We start from the raw sequence: 15,149 nt of genomic DNA, 5'->3' as shown, positions 1-15,149 counted from the left end.
CCGCTCGGCCGTACCCGCATGTCAGCGGTGTAAGATTCACCAACCGCCTGGGCGATTCGGATCTCGTCCTTGTTCGTTGGTTGCGAAAAAACGTGTCGCCCATCGCTACGGTATTGCTGATTACCGGGCGCCGTAGATCAATAATGCCAGGATCGCCAATAGTGCACACCAAGTCGCGATTGCGATGCGGGTTGAGTTTTTAGCTCGTTCGGCTTCCCACCAGGTTCTGGGGCGCAGGCCTTGAGCAACAAACGTAAGGACGCCAGCCAGGTTTACGCAAATGACATTGGTAGCGACTAACAGCAAAGCACCTTTTGCGGCGTCGAATTCTCCCGATGCCACTAGCAATCCAAAGACCACGAAGGGAGGCAGCAAGGCAACCGCGACCATCACACCGATTAGAGCGGCTGGTGCACCACTGGTGAAAGCCAGTACTCCGGCGGTTCCAGATGCCAAGGCCAGCAAAATGTCGCCACCTGATACTTGTGTGCGAGCTTTGATGGATTCGATGCTGGGATCAATGACGAACAGGAAGCCGACGATCAGCGAGACAACGAAGGCCACGGCCAAGCCAGTCACGTTTGCTTTGAGCGATGAGATCGCGAGTTTTAAGTCCCCCAAGGTTGTGGCCAAACACAGTGACATATTGGGGCCTAACAGCGGCGCGATCACCATCGCTCCGATAATGACCACATTGTCGTTTCTCAATAGGCCAACGGCAGCGACGACGGTCGCGATCACCACTTGGGCGAGAAAGACATGTGTCACGTTCGCACCTTGCGCGACATCATGGTAGATCTCTTCGCGACTGATTCGCTCGGGAGACTTTGTGGCGGGATCGGTGGTTTCGCTAACCGTAACGCTGGGTCTGGGGATCGTCGCTTCGACGTTCAACAGAATCAAGCGAAAACCGTTGACGTCGGAGAATCGGTTTTCTAAGTCGTCCAGCAATGCCTCGGAATCCACGGCGTTGACAAGCATTCGCACCAACGATTGCTTGTCATTGAGCTGGTCGTCCCAGCGCTCGATGACTTTGTTGACGCTGGGCAGATCGCCAACGGATGCGGTCGCGTCATGCGGGATGACCATTTCGAGAAGCCGAAGCGCCATGGCTCAGTACCGATTGCATTGTGACTTGGGAGTTCATCGTAACTTAGGATTTGATCGACGAAACGGGATGATCAGTATTCTCTGGATGCGGTTCGTCGACGTTAAGGGCATTTTGATTATTCGTTTGCATGACCTTGCCGATTCGTCGGGTAAGCGTGTTGATCCGCTGAAGGTTTTCGATCACGTTCGTTTCAAGCTTAAAAGCTGCAAGCCGATTTGGTTCGAACGCGACCAAACGTTTGGACAGATGTGTCGTGGCGGCTTCGGCCAAGTGGTTGACTTGGTCCTTGCTTTTGACGGCGTCCATTGCGGCTGTCTGGTCATGATCACGCAGGGCGTCGAGTGCCCGGTCGAAAGACCAACAAACTTTCTCGTGGACGGTTCGTAGCACCGCGATCGTTTCGGGACTGACTGCCACCCCACGTCGAACTCGTTTGGCCGCGTCAATCAAAATGTTGTTTTCGATCACGTCGCCAACGTTTTCCAGGTAATTGGCCACCGAGATGTAGTCCGACAGTTGCTTAGGAAGCGGATCGACCAAATTCTTTTGCGAAAGTTTGCCCAGAAACAAAATGATCTCGCCGTAGAGTTCGTCGACATCGTCATCTAGTTTTCGCGCGTGGTCGATGTCGCGTTGGGTCCCCACGGTGACGGTACCGAAAGCGTGGTCAAGCATTTCTCGATCGAGTTCGGCTAATCGCACAAGTTCACGCCGAACCTGGTCCAACGCCATCGCAGGCTGGTCCAGAAATAGTTCGTCCAAATACTGTGGTGCAATTCCCTTGAGCGCAGTCCTTGGTGGGACCAGCCAATCAACGAATTTGGAAAGTGGTCCGGTGAACCAGATGAAAATCAGCGTATTGCCGACATTAAATAGAGTGTGTGCATTCGCGATCTCGCGCGGAGTATCCGCTGCAAGCCGGGCCGCACCGCCCAGCGATTCAGCTGACGGTGAAATCGCTCGGACGACGTCGGCGAACTGTGGGATGAAGAACATCCATATGACAACGCCGCCGAAGTTGAATATCACGTGAACCCAAGCAGCCTGAACGGCTTCCCGCGGACGGCCGATTGCCGAAATGATTGCCGTCACGCAGGTTCCGATATTTGCGCCAAACAAAAGTGCGATACCTGATTCCAGTGGAATGAGACCTTGGCTGGCCAAAACGATGACAATTCCGGTGGTCGCCGATGAACTTTGCACGACGGCGGTGAAAAGCATTCCGATCAAAATGCTCAAGAGCGGATTGTGCATGTTCTGCATGGCACTAATGAACGATGGCCAATGGCGTAGTGGTCCTGTGGCATTGCTCATCAGTTCCATGCCAAAGAAAACGAGCCCGAGACCCATCAGAACCATGCCCCACTGCTTGATCTTTTCGTTCTTAGCTGCGATGTCCGTCAGAAAACCAGCGGCGATCATCAGTAGCCCGTATTTCGATACGTTGAACGCAATGATCTGCGCGGTGACCGTCGTGCCAATATTGGCACCAATGATGACGCCGATCGATTGGCTCAGTGTCAGCAGGCCCGCCGAAATAAAACCGACGATCAAAACGGTGGTGACGGATGAGGACTGGATGACGGCCGTGATAATTGATCCCGCCAGAGCAGCCGTGAAGCGGTTGGCGGTCAGTTTAGCCAGCAAGTTTTTCATGCTGCTGCCAGCGACCGTTTTCAGACTTTCGGTCATCTGCCGCATTCCGAAAAGGAACAGAGCTAGCCCGCCACCGAGACCAGTGATGAGAGTTCCAATTTCGATCGAAGCGACTGGTTCGGTGAGAGACATCCAAGGTGCTTTGGCAAGCTGATCGTCAGTGTGGCCATGTAAGAGTGGCTGCCTACTGTGATGACTTCCGCGTCATTGGGAGGGCCGGTTGTCGGCTTTATTCAAGCTGGACACACCAAAGGCAAACGCTCGCGTGCACACGACTGAGATCGGTTCAGGAACAGAAATGTTGAGTGTCGCGTTCATTGGCCGTTGGTGGTGCTCCTTTTAGTCTTCCGACGCAATGGGCGAGACAAAGTTGGATGGCTTGAGTGCGAGTACGGAACACTCGATCCGGGCAAGAACTTGTTCGGCAGTATTACCAACGACCGCACCTGAGATCCCCGAGCGTCCGACTGTCCCCATGATGACTAGGTCGACATCATTTTTCCTGGCAAACCGCGTGATCACATCAGCAGGGTCACCATTGACCAAGTGGACGTTGCTTGGAGAGGATTCCGCTCCGTGGGTGGCAAGGAAATGGTCCAGTTGCTGTGTAACCTGCTTTTTGTTCGCCGCTTCCATCTCGGTGAACGCTTCTGGCTCCATTCGTGATTTCAACATTTGCCAGTTCCAAGTCAACCACGCTTGGATGATTGAATAGAAACCTCCGTGAAAGCCACTTATCGTCTTCGCAAGCTCAAAAACTTTGTTGTTCAATTCTCCGTCGATCAAATCACCGGTCGATGTGTCGACGCAGCCAAGTACATGCTGAAACTGTTGGCGTTCTGGTGTCACGAGCCACACCGCACAGGGGCACTGACGTAGCAATCGACTGCCCGTGTTTCCAAAGAATCCTTTGCTGCGACTGTCGTGTCCTTTAGTGACTCTCATCACCAAGTCGTGCTCGCCTCTTACCGCTTCGCGAATGATCTCGACGGACGTTTTGCCCATCAGCACCTTTGACTCGGCATCGATGCCCTTCGCTTTCAGCGGGGCGGACAACTCCGTCAGTTTAGTGCGTTTCTCTTCGGCGATCAGGTCACGCATGTGCTCGTGATCATTCAAGGTCAGGCGAACGGTCCAAGAAAATTCAGGCACGACGTCGACGATCTTTATCGCCCCGCCGCTCTGCTCAGCAATCGCAACCGCTTCATCAATGATCGGATGCTCATCGAACCGGGTATCCACTGCGACCAAGATATTCCTGAAACGTTTCATTAGTTCTTCTTTTGTAATCTGATTTAGATGGAGCGAGTGCGAAGCTGGTTTTTGCTTAGTGTTTCCGATGGATGGAGCACCATCGAATGCTAAAGTGCTTGCCGGATGCGTTTGAAACCGCCCCAGAGTTCGCTGCCGACTAGCTTCATCGAGTCCCAGACGTCCTCGGCCGTTTCTTCCACTGCGTCCTTGAGCGGATCATATTCGTGACTGAGAGCGTTGAGTTTATCGTTAAGGGTTTGCCATTCCTCCTTCAGTTCCATCGAGCCAAGGTGGAGCTGTAGCTTGATCTCATCACGTTCCTTCTTCAGGTCGTGGATCAACTTGTTGACACTGGCTTGTTTGTCGGTCGTATTCATGTCATCCCCTTTTTCGGTGAAAATGGCTTGTCGATTCGGTGCTACGTTCGCTTTTGAAATGCACGATTCGTGCCAAAGAAGGTTGGAGAGTTTGATTCGCCTACGTTCTGGTTTCGGTCGCAAAGGCATTATGCCCATTCGCACAGTCTGGACGCAGTTGCGCGCGTTATTGCACAGGACGGTTGAGTGCGTGCGTACCAGGGATCAGTTGGCTCAAGACGTCAGCAAAGGTGACGAGCCCTACGGTCTTTCCTGAGTCTTGCACGATCGCCATCTGGGCATGATGCTCCCGGAACAGCTCAATCAAGCTATCTGATTTGGTTTCTGCTTCCACGATTAGTGCAGGGCGGATGATGGACTCGAGTGATTTTCGTGGTTGCGATCGGGCATCCCGCAGGATTTCGCGAGCTAGCACCACTCCAGCAATCTCGTCGGTCGTTTGGCCAAACACCGGGTACCGAGAATGCTGGCCATCAAGCACTTGGGAAGACGCTTGCTGAAGTGTGAAGTTCCTGCCCAGAACCTTCATTCGGTCCAGTGGTGTCATGATGCCGCCGGCGGTCTTGTCATTGAGAACAAAGACGCGGTGAATCATTTCGCTTTCGTCGTTTTCGATATGGCCCGCTAACCGACCGATGCGGACCAGCGATCGAACCTGTGCTTCGGTGCCAATTTGCCGGTCACCTTTAGTGAAAAGTTTGGATAGCCCTGCGAAAACAATGACGAACGGGTACAGCACATATCGACACGCGAGTATTGCCGGCGCAGAAATTCGCGAGATAAATGGTGCGTAGTGCGCACCAATCGACTTTGGGACAATCTCCGAAAACACAATAGTTCCCAGCGTCAGCACGGCGGTGATAATTGCGACTCCTTCGCTGCCGCGCAGTTCAAAGGCCTGCAAGCTGACCAAAACGGGGCCCAGAACATTGATCGTGTTACTGATAATCACGATCACTACCACGGACTGCGACAAATCAAGTTTGACTTGGCTCAGGCGATGCGCGCCCCACTTTCCTCTCTGGACCAATACATCGACTTCGGGATGAGTGACGCTCAATATTGCCGCGTCTACGGCAGCCATCATCCCAGACAACCCCAGAAAGCATGCGATCGATAGAACAAGAAATAGCATAAAATCAAGTCCCGCGGTGAGACCGAACGCGAGGTCGCCGGGAGCGAAGGCCTCCACGCTTAGGACGAGAGCCATTCGCGGCTCTCGTGTGCTTGTCAGAAACGATGCAGAGCATCCAGATTGCGTTGCACTCCGCCGTCAATGCTTGCCGAGTCGACTCCATGGCAGAGTGCGAAAACAGCAAGTATGCGTGCCTGATCGCACGCTGCGATTTACCGATCTAGTTGACACAGCTGCAGAACCGTCGACTTAGGCGGTTTCGTGCTCGCCTGACACCGTGATGTGCTTGGCGATATAGGCTGGTTCGCCCATGCGTTTGAGTAGATCAAGTTGCAACTCAAGCCAGCTCATGTGACCTTCTTCGTCGATTGCGATTCGCTCGAACAGCATTCGCGATCCGATGTCTCTTTCGTCGCTCGCTTGCTTGGCGGACGTTGTGTAAAACTCGATGGCCTCTTGTTCATCAGCGAGGTCCAATTCGAACATTTCCTTTAGCGACTTAGCCAGAACCGGCGTCTTTTGCAGTTTCAGTTCAGGGGTCCCTTTGCGGAAAGTCAGCCGGGCCAAGTATTCGTCGGAGTGGCCGAGTTCCTCCTGCATTTCTTCTCGCATTTTTGCGGCAAGTCGATCCATTCCCCAGTCGTCCAGAACACTCGCGTGCAGCTGATACTGATGCATCGCGGTGAGCTCCATTGAAAGGGCTGTTTGGAGATTTTTCAGTGTTTCTTGTTGGCTCATCTTATGTTCCCAAGTTAATCGAAAGAGTTTTGGGCCAAAGTCTTCGCTTGACCATTGAATCGTAGATGCAGAGCAATGCTTGTGCCATTCGTTTGGGTTTGGCATGGCGTGTGCTTCGTATTTGGCAACATCGCCGTCGCACCCCGTCGGCACGCGTTTGCTCACTTCTTTCGCCAGCGACAGTCATGCCTACTCGAAATCTGGACAGGATTTTTGCTCCTCGCAGCATAGCCGTGATCGGTGCCAGTCTTCGCAAATCAAGCGTTGGACAAACGGTACTGAAGAACCTCGTCGAAGGCGGTTTTCAAGGGCAGGTCTATCCAGTCAATCCCAAGTACAAATCCGTCGATGGTAAGCCCTGTGTTGGAGCGGTTGCTGATATTCCAGGGCAGGTGGATCTAGCCGTGATTTGCACGCCTGCTGCAACAGTGGCTGGACTGGTGCGTCAATGCGGCGACGCGGGTATTCGCGGGCTGGTCATCCTTTCAGCTGGTTTTCGAGAAGCGGGCGAAGAAGGCAAGCGGCTTGAATCGGAAGTCGCACTGGCGGCGCGACAATACGGTGGTATGCGCATCATCGGTCCCAATTGCCTTGGCATCATGTCGCCACACCATCGACTGAATGCCAGCTTCGCCAGCGATGCGGCCCCTCGAGGAAACGTGGCCTTTCTCTCTCAGTCCGGTGCGCTTTGCACTTCGATGTTGGACTGGGCCATTCGAGAAAATATCGGGTTTTCGCACTTTGTGTCGGTCGGCAACATGATGGATGTGGGGATCGCCGATCTGATCGACTACTTTGCATCCGACCCGGCAACCGACTCCATTATCTTGTACGTGGAATCGATCACGGGGGCGCGTCAGTTCATGTCGGCGGCGCGAGCGTTTACGCGGCACAAACCGATCATTGCGTACAAAGCAGGAAGGTTTGCCGAATCCGCCAAGGCAGCCGCGTCACACACCGGGGCGATGGCCGGCGTTGATAGTGTCTATGAAGCTGCCCTGGCCAGAGCGGGAATCGTGCGTGTCTTTGAAGTCGAGGACTTGTACGATTGTGCTGAACTGCTGGCCCGTCAGAAAACCCCCAGCGGTCCTCGACTGGCCATCGTTACCAATGCGGGCGGTCCCGGCGTGATGGCAACCGACGCTCTCCTGCAGCGAGACGGTTCATTGGCGGAGTTGTCCGACGTAACCATCGCCAAACTTGATAAATTGCTTCCGGCAGCTTGGTCTCGTGGGAATCCGGTCGACATCCTTGGCGACGCTCCACCCAAACGCTTTGCGACGACCGTGCAAACCGTCTTGCGTGATCAAGGCGTCGACGGAGTGATCGTTGTTCTTTCGCCACAAGCGATGACGGACCCGACGGGAGCGGCAAAGGCAGTCATTGATGCAGCGAAGGGGGCACGCAAACCGATTCTCACCGTATGGATGGGCGGATCGCGCGTGCGTCCGGGAATTGATTTGTTCAACCAAGCTGGGATCCCTACTTATGCGACCCCTGAAAAAGCGGTGCGTGCGTTTATGTATCTGGTGGCGTACGCTCGCAACCGCGACCTACTGTATGAAACCCCTCGCGAAGTTCCGATGGAGTTTCAACTCAGTCGCAGGAAACTTCGCAGTGTGTTTGACACCATCTTGACCGAAGGCCATGACATTCTTTCGGAGAGCACTTCCAAGGCGTTCTTGGAAGCCTACGAAATTCCGATCGCCAAACCTTACGTCGCACGCTCAAAAGAGGACGCCGTTGAGTTTGCCAATCGCGTTGGTTTCCCCGTTGCGCTGAAAGCTTTCTCTCCAGACATCACCCACAAAACCGATGTAGGTGGCGTCGAGCTTGATTTGGCAACCGAAGACGAAGTGCTTCAGAGTTACCAGCGGATCCTTGATCGCGCGACGAAGCTGCGTCCCGACGCCCGTGTAGAGGGAGTTACGGTTCAGCACATGATCAGCGATCCTTGTGGCCGAGAGCTGATCGTGGGAGTCAAGCGTGACCCCGTGTTTGGAGCGGTGCTCTTGGTGGGGGCGGGCGGAACGTCGGCCGAACTTTTCCAAGATCGAGCACTTGAGCTCCCACCGCTAAGCGAATCTTTGGCGCGTCGTATGTTGGAGTCGCTCAAGTCTTGGCCGCTTTTGCAGGGGTATCGCGGGAAGCCGGGCGTCAATCTTCCACGTTTGATCGAAGTCTTGATGCGATTGTCCTACTTGGTCGCAGACTATCCCGAGATTTCCGAGATGGACGTCAACCCATTGTTGGCAACGCCCGAGGACGCGATCGCTTTGGATGCGCGTATTGTGATCGACCGCGATGCCGTGCTCCATCCGGTCCGACCGTATTCGCATCTTGCCATTCGTCCCTACCCGGATGAATTGATCAAACGAGCGAAACTGAAGGACGGCACGCCTGTCCTGCTTCGCCCCATCAAACCGGAAGACGAACCGATGTGGCGCGACATGCTGGCGACATGTTCGGAAGAGACCATCCGTTTGCGATTTCGCTACTTGTTCAGAGGGACAACGCACGAAATGGCTTCACGATTCTGTTTCAACGATTATGACCGCGAAATCGCCATCGTTGCCGAGATCGAGGAAATGGACCAATGTGTGATCGCCGGCGTCGGTCGACTTGTTGCCGACGTGGACCATGATGAAGCGGAGTATGCCGTTCTTGTCGGCGACCCGTGGCATGGGATCGGCTTGGGGTCGATGCTGACGGACTATTGCCTGGGCATTTGCGACAAATGGAACATCCAAAAAGTAGTCGCAGAAGTCGCTCCGGAAAACAAACGAATGCTGGACATGTTCACACATAGGAAATTTGAACTCGACCATCGGTTGGGCGACGATGTCGTGATCGCACACAAAGTACTTTCGGCCGAAGTCAGTACCGCACACTGACGTCGATTCGCACGGACTTCAACTGGCCTGCTCCTACTCGCGGCCGAGCAGTTCTTCGATGTGAAGTTCGACACATTCGGCCAATGCATTGGGGTTGTAGCCGCCTTCAAGGACACTGACCAACTTGCCACCGGTGTGCTGCTCGGCAATCTTCAGAATGGTACGAGTGATCGTTGCGAAGTCTTCAGTCTCCAGCCCCAAATTTCCGACCGGGTCGGCACGATGGCTGTCGAAACCGGCACTGACAAGAATCAGCTGCGGAGCGATTCGATCGGCAAACTCTGACAGCGAACTGCTGAACTGTTCTAGTTGTTGTGCGCGGGGTGTCCCGAAAGTCACCGGCACGTTCATAGTGGTGCCCAACCCAGCTTCCGCCCCGGTTTCATCGGCTGCTCCCGTGTACGGATAGAACGGCGCACGGTGCATGGAATAGTAAGCGATTTGGCCGTTTTTCCAGAACATTGCCTGGGTTCCATTTCCGTGGTGAACGTCAAAGTCGATGATCAACACTCGCTGGATTCCGAGCTCTTGCGTTGCAACCATCGCTCCGATTGCGACATTGTTAAACAAGCAGAAACCCATTGCTCGATCGGGCATCGCGTGGTGCCCCGGTGGTCGAACAAGGCAAAACGCCGTCTTGTCTTCGCCACCCAGGACTCGCTCCACAGCATCACAAACGGCTCCAGCAGCCAGTAGCGACACTTCGTAGGAGCGTGTGCTGACGACGGTATCTTCGTCGATATTGCCTCCGCCTTGTTTGGCGAAGGCCTCCACGGATTGGATGTATGCTTTTTCATGCACAAGTTGCACACGTTGCATCGACGCTGGCTGCCAGGCCGGCCGTTTGCACAGACTATCCAGGGCGACAAAGTTGAGATGGCGAACGACAGGCATCAAGCGAGCGGCGCACTCGGGATGGTCACCCGTGTTGTGCTCCATTAGAACGGGATCGTAGTACAAAAGAGTCATGTCAAAATTCAACTTGTGTGAGATCCAATGGCACATCACCGTCGTCAACTCATCCCTTGCAAGCTTTGTGCCATTGCACGTTCGCTATTGGGTTAACGGTACGCCAATTGCTTTGTAGTTTGCCGCTAGCTGTCAATCAATCAGGTCCGGAACAGGATAAAGAATCATGAAAGTCAGTGTTGTCGGAAGCGGATTTGTGGGGTCGACGGCGGCCTATGCGATGGTCATGCAGGGCATCGGTCGCGAAATCGTGCTGGTCGATCACGACAAAGCACGTGCGGTGGCCGAAGCAGCCGACATTGCACACGCTGTTCCGTTTGCAAACCCGCTGACCATCCGGGCGGGGGAGTATTCGGATTTAGAAGACAGCTGTGTTGTTATCATTGCTGCCGGTGTGGGGCAAAAGCCGGGAGAGACTCGTTTGCAGCTACTGCAAAGAAACGCAGATGTCTTTCGTGATTGCGTTCCCCAAATTGTCCAAAATGCTCCGGGCGCAGTGCTGCTGGTTGCCACCAATCCCGTCGACATTATGACGCATATCGCAGGCGAAATCGCTGCGGAATGTGGGGTGCCAACCAGTCGCGTGATCGGATCTGGAACGACGTTGGATACCGCCCGATTTCGCACGCTGGTTGGACGGCATTTTGGAATCGATTCGCGCCACGTCCATTCGCACGTGATCGGAGAACATGGCGATTCAGAAGTGCTGACATGGTCTCTGGCGACAATCGCTGGGCTTTCGCTGCAAGAATTCAGTGAAGTGAGTGGTACACCGTTGGGGGACGACGCAATTGACACGATTGATGAACAGGTTCGCAAAGCCGCTTATCGCATCATCGAAGGCAAGGGGGCGACTCATTACGGGATTGGGAGTGCGCTGGCGAGAATTGTTGACGTGATCATACATGACCAGCGTTCAATTCTGACGATTTGCTCCCGAATCGAAAACGTCGCCGGAGTGTCGGATGTGACGATTTCAATGCCGCATTTGTTAGGTGGCAAAGGAGTGATGGCGTCCATCCCACTGATGCTTGACGACGGCGAGCAAGCACGGTTGAGAGCCAGTGCCACAATCATCCGCGACGCTATCGATTCGATTTCACTGACGATCTAAATCGTTTCGACAAAAGTCACGAAAGCGTCGAAGAACGTCTTTCTCCATCTGCCGTTAGCTCTTCCGCTGAGGGAAGAGGGCACTTGTCGGCTATGCAGCGGTTCTATGTCACAATCAACGTTTAGCCGAACGAAACTTTGTTAGTAACTGTTCTTTTCCAACGTGACCTTGCCTCGGAAAATCCAGTAGATGATCACGGTGTAGCTGAGCACACACGGCATGCCGATCACAGCGATGATCAACATCGTTTGTAGCGTACCCGCACTGCTTCGTGCATTTTCCAGCGTCACACTGTAGGCGGGATCGATCGTGGACAGCATGAAACTTGGGTAGATCGCCACACTGAAAAGTGAAGCGAACGCCATGATGACCATCGACGACGTAAAGAATGCATAGGCCGGTTTGCCAAGGTGCATCGCACGTGGAATGTTCAGCACAGCAAGGGCATTGAGGATCGGCACGATCCATAAGACGGGGTAGTTGGCAATATTCTCGGTCGCGTGTGGAACATGCAAGAACGTTGCCAGCGAGACGGTGACATACAGAATTGCGAACGCATAGAACAATGGATTGATCGCGCGACGCACTCTTGCTTGGAGCTCATGCTCGGTTTTCAAGTACAGATAGATTGCGCCGTGCAATGCAAATAGCGAAACGGTCAGACAGCCGACAAGTAGCGGGTACCAGTAGATTTGGCTTAGCAGATTTCCTTCGTAAAGATACTTCGGCCCCAGTTCCATGCCCGCCATCACATTGCCAGCGGCGACACCTAAAAGGAACGCGGCAGTGAACGACGACAGAAAAAATCCGACGTCCCAGACTTTGCGCCAACTTGGCGAGTGAACTTTGGAGCGGAACTCGAGACTGACAGCGCGGCCGATCAAACACGTCAGTAGTAAGAAAAACGCCGTGTAGAAACTGCTAAATACGGTCGCGTACGCCACCGGGAATGCGGCAAACAACGCACCGCCGAAGGTTACCAGCCAGACTTCATTGCCGTCCCAAAGTGGACCGATGGAATTCATCACGAGGCGACGTTCGCGATCATCCTTTGCGATGAACGGATGCAGGATTCCCACGCCTAAATCAAAGCCATCCAAGATTGAATAGCCCACCAGCAACACGCCCAAAAGAACGAACCAGATCATTGTCAGTAAATCGTAGCTCATCACGCTTGCTCCTCCATCATGTCGCCGCCCAGTGATTTTCCACTGCGTGCAAACTTGTCCGGCATCGAATCTGATTTCAATTTACGTTTGTACTCCACTAGTTCTTCAGCGCTCTCGGGGCCGTGCTGAATTTTGTTGTTCAGAACAAAGACCCAAACGGCAAACAGCATTGAGTAGATGATGCTAAAGAGAATGATAGAACTAAGTACTTGCTGCGCGGTCACGGATTCGCTCAGTCCGTCAGCGGTTTTTAAACCCATCATTTCGACGCCGTCCTGTACCGAAGGATAGACAATCCACGGTTGCCGGCCGACTTCAGCGGTGATCCAACCGGCTTGATTGGCCGTCATCGCAGCGATCGGCATCAGCACGATTGCCCACAGCAGCCATCGCTTCTGTTCAAGCTGGTCGCGATACCAGAACCAGCAAGACAAAGCGGCAACCCCGATCATTATCGTGCCAAGCCCCACCATCAAGTGAAAGGTTTGGAACGGCAACCACACCGGCGGATGCTGGTCCTCGGGGATTTGGTCCATGCCAGGGACAGGTTTCGTCGGATCGTTGTAAACCATCAAACTCAGTAGATACGGCATCTGAACGCCGTAGTGGACGGTTTGGGATTCTGCATCTGGCCAACCAAAAAGGTACAGTCCGGTCGGTTCATCGGTCGTCTCGAAGTGTGCCTCCATTGCGGCTAGTTTTGCTGGTTGTGTTTCGACCAGCTTCTTTGCTGAGTCATGTCCGGTGGCCGCAGCCAAAATGGTAAACAGCAACGCCGTCGGCAAAGCGATCGACAGGCAGCACCTGGAAACAGCTTGGTGACGATTTCGCAGCAAGTAGTACGAACAAACCGACGCAACAAAGAACGCCCCCAACACAAACGCACCGATCACCGTATGGCTAAGGCGGTCGACTGAAGATGGATTGAAAACCATCGCCCAAAAATCAGTTACTTCCGCACGCGGCATCATTTCGCCTTGCACGTCATGCCAAACGATGTGGTACCCCGCCGGAGTCTGTTGCCAGCTGTTTGCAACGACAATCCACACTGCGCTGAAAATCGATCCCAGCGAAACCATCAGGGTGCTGAAAAGGTGCATCCTTGGGCCGACGCGATCCCATCCGAACACCAATACAGCCAGAAAACCACTCTCCAGAAAGAATGCAAAAATTCCTTCGGCCGCCAACGCCGATCCGAAGACATCGCCGACGAACCGCGAATAGGCGGCCCAGTTCGTCCCAAACTCGAACTCCATCACAATGCCGGTCGCCACGCCCATGGCAAAGTTGACGGCAAACACACGAGTCCAGAATCGTGCTGCCGCTTCCCACTCTGGTTTGCGAGTTCGAAAGTAAACCAGTTCGCACAGAAAGAGTTGTAGCCCTAGCCCAATCGACAGGGGCGGGAACAAATAGTGAAACATGATCGTGCCGGCAAACTGCAACCGACTGAGAATTTCAACGTCCACCGATCACTCCTGTCGTTGGTTTGTTGTTGCGACTATGCGAACCCATTGCTTTCGCATTGTGTTTGCACCGCTTCACGTTCTGTCATCTTAGGCGGTCGCGTAAGCCGTTGAAGGAGGCGTGGCATTCCGACACACTTTGCACTCCAATGGGCTGCTTTTTTGACGTGAAGCCTTCGGCGAAGCGGTGCTGTTGGCCGCGGTGACGCTGGCATGTTGGCACATTTAGTCGTTAGTGCGGCAGTTTCGGTTTCAATGCTGCGTAGGCAAACATTCCCAGCATGGCGCCGATAAGTGTCAAGACCGCCAGCCATTCGCCGGCTCCGATTTGTGCATAGATCGGACCTGGGCAGGCACCGGTGATCGCCCATCCTGCGCCAAACAACATGCCGCCGATGATCACTCCTTTGTGATACGGTTTGGGTTTGTAAGTAATCGGTTTGCCATCGATTGATTTGATCGCAAAGCGTTTGATGATCAACATCGAAATCATCGCGACGACAATCGCTGTGCCGATGATCAAGTACATGTGAGCTTCACGAAAAAGGAACATGTCGTGAACTCGCTGCCAGTGAGCGACTTCACTTTTGGCGAACAAGATTCCTAAGTAGATGCCCATCAACAGAACCATCACGTAAGTCGTTGGGGATGAGCCCGACCTTGTCTTGGCCTCTGTGCTTTCTGGTGAACTCGGCTGAGTGTCTGTGTTCATGTTGTTCGATTAGTTTGTCAGGTTCAATGTTTGTAAGATCCGACTGCAGTCGTCGAAATCGTTAGAAGAGGAGGCTTCCGAGTCCCCAAGTGACGGCCAATCCGCCGGCGAAGAAACAGATCGTTGCCAAGAGGCTTGGCCAATTCAGATTCGAGATGCCTGTGATCGAATGCCCTGACGTACACCCGCCTGCGTATCGCGTTCCGAACCCAATCAGAAAGCCACCAACGATCAGCTTGATCGCCCCGCTAACGGACCAAAATGATTCTGGCAGGAACGGTTTGGGATCCGCGGACAGAAATCGTGTTGCGATCAAAGATCCGATGCCGATGCCGAAAGCAAACACGAGAGTCCACAGGCCGCCGATGCGATCAAACTTGCTGAGATATTCCATCTTGCTGTGGGGGACGCAGAGGGCGCCGGCCTCCTGCAGGCTTGTCGAAATCCCAAACGCTTTTCCCGCAAGCAAGTACAGCAGTGGTACTGTCAGACCAATCAAGATTCCCGAAAGCCACCAAGGCCAAGGTTGCAAAAGCCATTCCATTTTTATTCTC

13 protein-coding genes are annotated in these 15,149 nt (G+C 53.8%); 2 read left to right on the top strand and 11 right to left on the bottom strand.

Annotation, left to right across the window (positions count from 1 at the left end; all coding sequences use genetic code 11):
• Window positions 1–120: 120 nt before the first annotated feature.
• From K239x_RS22245 to K239x_RS22220, 6 genes are all read right to left on the bottom strand, one after another.
• Window positions 121–1,110, bottom strand: coding sequence for a TIGR00341 family protein (locus tag K239x_RS22245; RefSeq protein WP_419189270.1), 990 nt, complete (start codon window positions 1,108–1,110; stop codon window positions 121–123).
• Window positions 1,111–1,153: 43 nt separating this feature from the next.
• Window positions 1,154–2,899, bottom strand: coding sequence for a Na/Pi cotransporter family protein (locus K239x_RS22240; protein ID WP_145420563.1), 1,746 nt, complete (start codon window positions 2,897–2,899; stop codon window positions 1,154–1,156).
• 207 nt (window positions 2,900–3,106) lie between these two features.
• Window positions 3,107–4,039, bottom strand: coding sequence for a universal stress protein (locus tag K239x_RS22235; RefSeq protein ID WP_145420562.1), 933 nt, complete (start codon window positions 4,037–4,039; stop codon window positions 3,107–3,109).
• 89 nt (window positions 4,040–4,128) lie between these two features.
• On the bottom strand, window positions 4,129–4,398 hold the full coding sequence (locus K239x_RS22230; protein ID WP_145420561.1) for a hypothetical protein: 270 nt from the start codon (window positions 4,396–4,398) through the stop codon (window positions 4,129–4,131).
• 166 nt (window positions 4,399–4,564) lie between these two features.
• Entirely contained in the window at window positions 4,565–5,608 is a 1,044-nt protein-coding gene (locus K239x_RS22225; protein ID WP_145420560.1) for a CNNM domain-containing protein, read from the bottom strand.
• A 174-nt stretch (window positions 5,609–5,782) separates the two neighbouring features.
• Window positions 5,783–6,271: a bacterioferritin gene (locus K239x_RS22220; RefSeq protein WP_145420559.1), complete on the bottom strand. Its 489-nt coding sequence runs from the start codon at window positions 6,269–6,271 to the stop codon at window positions 5,783–5,785.
• A 185-nt stretch (window positions 6,272–6,456) separates the two neighbouring features.
• On the opposite strand from K239x_RS22220, the gene K239x_RS22215 reads away from it, so the two are divergent.
• Entirely contained in the window at window positions 6,457–9,165 is a 2,709-nt protein-coding gene (locus K239x_RS22215) for a bifunctional acetate--CoA ligase family protein/GNAT family N-acetyltransferase (protein ID WP_145420558.1), read from the top strand.
• Between the two features lie 33 nt (window positions 9,166–9,198).
• Here K239x_RS22215 and K239x_RS22210 read toward each other — a convergent pair whose 3' ends face one another.
• Window positions 9,199–10,134 carry a histone deacetylase family protein gene (locus tag K239x_RS22210; protein WP_145420557.1) on the bottom strand — a complete coding sequence of 312 codons (936 nt, stop codon included), beginning with the start codon at window positions 10,132–10,134 and terminating at the stop codon, window positions 9,199–9,201.
• Between the two features lie 166 nt (window positions 10,135–10,300).
• Here K239x_RS22210 and K239x_RS22205 point away from each other — a divergent pair, with 166 nt between their 5' ends.
• Window positions 10,301–11,248: an L-lactate dehydrogenase gene (locus K239x_RS22205; protein WP_145420556.1), complete on the top strand. Its 948-nt coding sequence runs from the start codon at window positions 10,301–10,303 to the stop codon at window positions 11,246–11,248.
• A 140-nt stretch (window positions 11,249–11,388) separates the two neighbouring features.
• Here K239x_RS22205 and cydB read toward each other — a convergent pair whose 3' ends face one another.
• The 4 genes from cydB to K239x_RS22185 form a co-directional block, all read right to left on the bottom strand.
• Window positions 11,389–12,417 (bottom strand): cytochrome d ubiquinol oxidase subunit II, encoded by a 1,029-nt coding sequence (cydB, locus tag K239x_RS22200; RefSeq protein WP_145420555.1) that lies wholly within the window; start codon window positions 12,415–12,417, stop codon window positions 11,389–11,391.
• Window positions 12,417–13,841 carry a cytochrome ubiquinol oxidase subunit I gene (locus K239x_RS22195; protein WP_419190106.1) on the bottom strand — a complete coding sequence of 475 codons (1,425 nt, stop codon included), beginning with the start codon at window positions 13,839–13,841 and terminating at the stop codon, window positions 12,417–12,419. The genes cydB and K239x_RS22195 overlap by 1 nt, the downstream gene beginning before the upstream one ends.
• Before the next feature lie 274 nt (window positions 13,842–14,115).
• Window positions 14,116–14,595, bottom strand: a complete 480-nt coding sequence (locus K239x_RS22190; protein ID WP_145420553.1) for a DUF6691 family protein — start codon at window positions 14,593–14,595, stop codon at window positions 14,116–14,118.
• A gap of 61 nt (window positions 14,596–14,656) precedes the next feature.
• Window positions 14,657–15,139 carry a YeeE/YedE family protein gene (locus tag K239x_RS22185; protein ID WP_145420552.1) on the bottom strand — a complete coding sequence of 161 codons (483 nt, stop codon included), beginning with the start codon at window positions 15,137–15,139 and terminating at the stop codon, window positions 14,657–14,659.
• Window positions 15,140–15,149 lie beyond the last annotated feature (10 nt).

The organism is Stieleria marina (assembly GCA_007741555.1).
In the GTDB taxonomy this organism is placed as follows: Bacteria; Planctomycetota; Planctomycetia; order Pirellulales; family Pirellulaceae; genus K23-9.
Note: the sequence above shows the minus strand (reverse complement) of the source record. Positions and strands in the feature narration are given on the sequence as shown.